Origin of the sequence: Meridianimarinicoccus zhengii (genome assembly GCF_003254465.1) — a bacterium.
GTDB classification, from domain to species: domain Bacteria; phylum Pseudomonadota; class Alphaproteobacteria; order Rhodobacterales; family Rhodobacteraceae; genus Meridianimarinicoccus; species Meridianimarinicoccus zhengii.
In genome coordinates this window covers 1-5,551 of record NZ_QDFI01000131.1, presented here as the reverse complement: position 1 = coordinate 5,551, position 5,551 = coordinate 1, and the positions used below count along the sequence as shown (strand labels likewise).

The following is a 5,551-nucleotide window of genomic DNA, read 5'->3' as shown; positions in this document are numbered from 1 at the left end:
ATGGGCTTCGTCTTCCTCGTCTCCGCCCTCGACTGGCTCAGATGAATGCAGACACGGCCTAGAGCAAACGAATTTTTGAGGGCGGAGGTGGAGCCCGACAAGTTGAACTCGCCGATGCCTCTCATTCTGATCATATTGCTCGGAAAAAGTGCATTCACGCTGCGTCGCGGGTGTACGAAGTGACAATGCCGCCAAGCTGGCGATTGCGGCGGATCGGGCCGTCGCGGACGGGCCGGAAATCGACGTGCAGCACGTTGTTCCCGATGTCCCGTCCACGATGTGGGCGCTCGGTGTTGTAATGGCGCACCCAGGTTCGCAGGATGTAATCGAGCTGCGATCGACTGAAGCAGACGAAGAAATCCAGACATTCGCGCTTGATGGTGCCGATGAACGATTCCGCGAAGGCATTGGCGTCGGGCGCCCTGTGCGGGATCTGGATGACCCGAGCGCGCTGCGATGCCCAGACGGTGTCGAAGCTGGCGCTGAACTTGGTGTCGGCGTCGCGGATCAGGAAATCTGGCGTGATCCCTTGTTCAGCGCACCACATCAAGGTGTTGCGGGCCTGCTGGGTCACCCACGCCGAATCCGGAGCATAGGTCGGAGCGCTGCAGTAGACGCGGCGGCTGCCAAGATGGATGAACATCAGCACATAGGCCGTCCTTGGCCCGCGGAGCGTAAAGACGGTCTTGGTGAAGAAATCGCAGGCGATCATGGTGTCCATATGCGCCCGGATGAACGTGGTCCACGGCAGAGCGGGCTTCTTCTTGCGTCGCTCAGGGCTCGGGTGGATGCCCGCCTCGTTCAGGATGCGCTTCACCGAGTTGGCGCCGGCGTAGAGACCCAGCTTTTTCAGTTCCCCCGCGATGCGCTTGTAGCCCCAAAGGAGGTTTTCGGACCCGATGCGGATGACGACGTCGCGCAGTTCCTGGGTCAGGCGCGGCCGTCCTACCGCCTTGAAAGGGGTCCCGACACGCATCTGAGCGAGCCAGCGCTTGTAGGTGGCAGGCTTGGCCACCTCCATGAGCCCCTCGATCTCGTGCCCGCATTCAGCCCCGATGCGAATGAGTTCGGCTTTCTCGGCGGGCGACAGGATAATCCTTTGCGTCGGGATACGGGCCCGCAAGATCATGATCTGGGCCTTCAGCAGCCTCATTTGTGCGTTGTGGCGCGGCATGAAGAACTGGTTCAGGAAGACCAGAAGGAGGGATAGTGTTGATTTCATCTTGCCGGGCTCCACCACAGCGCTTAAAAAAATGCCGCCATGTCAACGTGATGGGCCTTGCTTACATTTTGGCACCCCTCTCAGGGAAGGTCAAAAACGCCGAAGCCGGCAGATGACCGTCATCAAACCTGGGCTGGGGGTGTTCCAAGGCCTCTGTCTTGTCCATGCATTCAATCTTGACGCTGCGGGCGTGTTTCGCTGCCAGTCGCGATTGAACCAAATGACGATTCGAACCATCAGTCGCATCAATTAAAACAATGCCTTAGAGGGTGGAGAAGGTTCGATTCCGGTCCCTCTCCCTCCGCTGGATACCAACCCGGTCGAAAATCAGATCAGACCGATCACCCTGACAAGGAAGAATGCGTTATTTGCAGGGAATGAAATCGGCGCCGAGAACTGGGCCATGCTCGCCTCGCTCGTTGCCACCTGCAAGATGTCCGGCGTGAACCCGGTCGACTATCTCGCCGCCACCCTCCGCGCGATCCTCGACGGCCACCCGCAAAATCGCATCAAAGACCTGATGCCGTGGTGCTATGCGAAGCCGTCAAGCCTCGCCGCATAGGGAAACGCCGTAGCGCTTACAAATCAACAGGTGTTGAGGAACGCGCACGACAGGAGGTGTTTGAGAGGACCTACTGCGCGCGCCACCATGCGGCGGTGCGGGCGAGGCCCTCTGCCAGCGGCAGGCGCGGCGACCAGTCGAGTGTCCGCCGCGCAAGTCCGACGTCAAGCACATTCCGTTTAACGTCCACGACGCGCCCGGCCTCGTATGCGACTGGCACGGGCGCACCCAGCGCCGTCTCTATCTCTGCAAGCATCTGCCTTAGCGATACGGCCTGCCCTGACCCGATGTTCACAGTCGCCGGCGGCGCCTCGGCCACCAGCGCCGCGACGAAGGCAAGGGCCACGTCGTGGACATGGATGAAATCCCGCTCGACCGTCCCGTCGCCCCAGATTGGCATGGTCGTCCCCGATATCGCATGCTGCATGGCTGCGGCGACGAAGCCCTGGTTGCGCAACGCGCGTTGTCCCTCGCCGAACGGGTTGGATACCCGAAGTGCAACAGTCCACATGGGCCGCATGGCGCCGATCAGCCGGAGATAGTGCTCGATCGCAAGCTTCGATGCGCCATAGGCGTTGCGGGGACTGGTGGGCGCGTTCTCTGTCAACGGCTCCGCGGAGTCGTTGCCATAGACCGTGCCGCCGGACGAGGCGAAGACGAAGCGGCGCACACCCTGGTCATTGCAAATCTCCGCGGCCTTCACCGATACTTGGACATGTGCCCCGACTTCGGCCGCCAGATCGAAGTTCGCGGTGTTGGGCAGGCTGGAATTGGCGAGGAACACGACGCTGTCGCATCCCGCTGCGGCCGTGGCAAAGAGCGCTGGGTCTGATACGCTGCCCGTAACCCAAGGTACATTGGCAAGGTCCCCGTCGGGCGCGACGAGATCCATGCCGACCGGCTGGGCACCGGCGTCTTTCACCGCCCGCACCACGTGCCGTCCGATGAAGCCGCCTCCGCCCACGACGAGTACCCTTGCGCCATTCAATGTCCTGGCCATACGGCGGGCTCCTTTTACTGACGGCTCTCCCGTGCCCCCAAGGGGTAGCCCGCTCGCAGTGTACAGACAACCAGCAACCTCTTCGCGCCGCGGAAGGGCCGCAACAGCGTTTGCCCACGCGCAAGCGCCCTGCCGCGATGCGTGAACTGCCTCCGTCCCGCGCAACAGGTACAGCGGCAGTATTGCCGTCAATGGGCCCACGGCAATCGCCAAGATAGCGATTGGGCGCGCGTCATAGTGGTGGTAACAGATCTTCCACAACTGGTGGAGATGGACGATGCAGGATGACTTCGATTTCTCAATGCACCCTGCATTCTCGGACATTTGGGAGCGGGTCCAGCCCTTTACCATGATTTCCCCTGAGAGGGGATTTGCCGTCCATCAGGCTGTCCATGCGATCCTCGACAACGGTATCGGCGGGAGCTTCGTCGAATGTGGCGTTTGGCGCGGCGGCGCAGCGATGATCATGGCGTTGACGCTGCTAGACCGCGGCGCGCATCGCGAGATCATCCTGTTCGACACGTTCGAGGGAATGACCGAACCCGGCGAAAACGATCTCGACATGCATGGCGCCGACGCGGCTGCATTGATGGCCGGCATCAACGGTGAAACGGTCGCTACCCTCGTTCGGGCCGCGGCATCGCTGGAGGATGTGCGCGTGGCCCTCGCATCGACCGGATACGACATGGGGCTCGTCCGTTTCGTGAAGGGGGACGTGCGCCAGACGCTGGCAAAGACCAGCACGGGACGGATCGCGCTTTTGCGGCTGGACACAGATTTCTACGACAGCACGCTTTCGGAATTCACGCATCTCTGGCCGCGCCTCGCCGAGAAGGGTGTTTTCATCGTGGACGATTACGGCCACTGGCAGGGTGCCAGGAAGGCATACGAAGATTATTTTGCGGACCCGACGCACGGGCATATGCCGCCGCTCTTGTGGCGCACGGATTACACGGGCTACGCTGGCGTCAAGATGCAAGCGCGCGAGGCTCATGGGATAGCGCGCTACGACTACACCCCGCCGGGCTTCGACACCCCGGACCTCTCCGTACATTTCCCGCACGCGATCGCACAGAATCCACAGGAGGTAAACTGGCCTTATCTGCGCGCGCAGGTGCCGCATCTGTGGCGCTCCGATCTGCGCGACGACAAACCCTGGCGGACCGGAAACGCCTCGATGGAGGAGGCCGCCTGCCTCTACACTCTGGCGCGGCAGTTCGAAGGAAAGCGCGGGCTGGAGATCGGCACGCATTTCGGCTGGACGGCCGCGCATCTTGCAAGGGCAGGATTGAAGGTCGACTGCATCGACCCGGAACTGAACCATGCGCTTCGCATAGAACAGGTGCGGTCCGTTCTGGATGCCGTGTCAGACCCCGGAAGCTACCGTCTCTGGGGTGGATTTTCGCCCGACATGGTCCCCGAGGCGCGCGCAAGTGGGGATGCGCCATGGAGCTTCGCGTTCATCGACGGAAACCACGATAGCGACGGACCACGGCAAGACGCGCTCGCCGTCATTCCCCATCTCGACCAATCGGCCCTCGTGGTGTTCCATGACCTGACATCGCCCTTCGTGGAACGGGGCCTCTACGCATTCCGTCAGGCGGGGTTCAGCACGCGCCTGTTCAACACGATGCAGGTGCTGGGAGTTGCTTGGCGCGGCAAGGTCGCGGTGCCGCGCCACATCCCGGATCCGAACGTACCGCCATATCTGCCGATGCATCTCGACAAGTATGACCGTTCGGTTTGACAGCGGGCTGGGCGGGCAGTACCGCTGCCGGCGCGGATCTCAACGCTTGCGAAGGATCAGCACGTCCTGAAAATCCGGTAACTGCTTGTGTGTTTCCGCGATCTCGAAGTAGCGGCCCCAATGCTTTCGGATATAGGCATAGGTGTAGAACACGTTGCTCGAATAGGAGCGCGCGCCATGCCAGCGGAACACGGATTTTCCATCCGGCAGCGGCGCGCCGTCCGGCAGCTTCGCAAAGTCCGGATGTGCCGCCATGGCATCATGGATGGGCCAACCGGGCCGCATGTCGTTCCATGTGTTTTCCGTGTGCACGGTGATCCATGCTATGCCACCCGGCCGCAATACCCGCCGCAATTCCATCAGCCACGTCGTTTCGAACGCCTCGATATGGGTGAAGACCGAGAACGCGGTCACGAGATCGAGACTGTTGTCCGCCAAGGGCAGGCTCGGGATCGAATGGTTCTGGAAGATGATCAGGCTTTCGGGCAGATACTTCGTGACCCAGACCACATGCGCGGCGTTGATGTCGCAGCCATAGGTGCGAACCTCCGGATGCTGATAGGCCATGTGACGGATGACACGCCCGCTGGAACAGCCGAGATCGAGATAATCGTTCAGGGTGACGCCAAGCCTGTCGCAGGCCGCGCGCAGATTGCGCACGTCGCGCAGCCCGCTTGCCCAGTAGCTGAAGTGATGCGGGCCGTAATAGCCTTCGCGGTCCTCAGTTAGCGGCAGCGGGCCGGTGTCTCTCTGAACAGCCGCATCGAAATCGACATGAAAGGTTTCGGCGGACCAGTCAGTATGTGCATCGGTCGCGCGATAGTCTGCGGCCGGTCCGAGAACGTCGAAATCATGGTCTTTGTGCGAATTCAGCGAGATAAAATCTTCCCAAACGCCTTCCATACTGTCGTTCTCCCGCTCTTTTTCTGGCCACAGTTCTCTTAAACCTGCTAGACCCCTAGGCCGTGTCTGCATTCATCTGAGCCAGTCGAGGGCGGAGACGAGGAAGACGAAGCCCAT

General features: G+C 61.3%; 4 protein-coding genes and 1 pseudogene. 2 read left to right on the top strand and 3 right to left on the bottom strand.

The genetic code is table 11. The features are described from left to right. Positions 1 to 154 precede the first annotated feature (154 nt). On the bottom strand, positions 155 to 1,222 hold the full coding sequence (locus DDE13_RS21650; RefSeq protein ID WP_111406282.1) for an integrase core domain-containing protein: 1,068 nt from the start codon (positions 1,220 to 1,222) through the stop codon (positions 155 to 157). Positions 1,223 to 1,526: 304 nt separating this feature from the next. On the opposite strand from DDE13_RS21650, the pseudogene DDE13_RS21645 reads away from it, so the two are divergent. Continuing rightward, positions 1,527 to 1,784, top strand: a pseudogene (locus tag DDE13_RS21645) (transposase domain-containing protein); the annotation flags it as partial. Between the two features lie 70 nt (positions 1,785 to 1,854). On the opposite strand, the gene DDE13_RS21640 reads toward DDE13_RS21645, so the two are convergent. Further along, positions 1,855 to 2,784 carry an NAD-dependent epimerase/dehydratase family protein gene (locus DDE13_RS21640; RefSeq protein WP_162631169.1) on the bottom strand — a complete coding sequence of 310 codons (930 nt, stop codon included), beginning with the start codon at positions 2,782 to 2,784 and terminating at the stop codon, positions 1,855 to 1,857. Between the two features lie 277 nt (positions 2,785 to 3,061). On the opposite strand from DDE13_RS21640, the gene DDE13_RS21635 reads away from it, so the two are divergent. Further along, positions 3,062 to 4,531: a class I SAM-dependent methyltransferase gene (locus DDE13_RS21635; protein ID WP_111406280.1), complete on the top strand. Its 1,470-nt coding sequence runs from the start codon at positions 3,062 to 3,064 to the stop codon at positions 4,529 to 4,531. 39 nt (positions 4,532 to 4,570) lie between these two features. On the opposite strand, the gene DDE13_RS21630 is transcribed toward DDE13_RS21635, so the two are convergent. Further along, a complete protein-coding gene (locus DDE13_RS21630) occupies positions 4,571 to 5,434 on the bottom strand; it encodes a class I SAM-dependent methyltransferase (protein ID WP_162631168.1) in 864 nt (287 codons plus the stop codon). Between the last annotated feature and the right edge of the window lie 117 nt (positions 5,435 to 5,551).

Excerpts from the sequence above, each read along its gene's own strand:
- DDE13_RS21650 (WP_111406282.1), bottom strand. The coding sequence starts at position 1,222 with ATGAAATCAACACTATCCCTCCTTCTGGTCTTCCTGAACCAGTTCTTC.
- DDE13_RS21640 (WP_162631169.1), bottom strand. The coding sequence starts at position 2,784 with ATGGCCAGGACATTGAATGGCGCAAGGGTACTCGTCGTGGGCGGAGGC.
- DDE13_RS21635 (WP_111406280.1), top strand. The coding sequence starts at position 3,062 with ATGCAGGATGACTTCGATTTCTCAATGCACCCTGCATTCTCGGACATT.
- DDE13_RS21630 (WP_162631168.1), bottom strand. The coding sequence starts at position 5,434 with ATGGAAGGCGTTTGGGAAGATTTTATCTCGCTGAATTCGCACAAAGAC.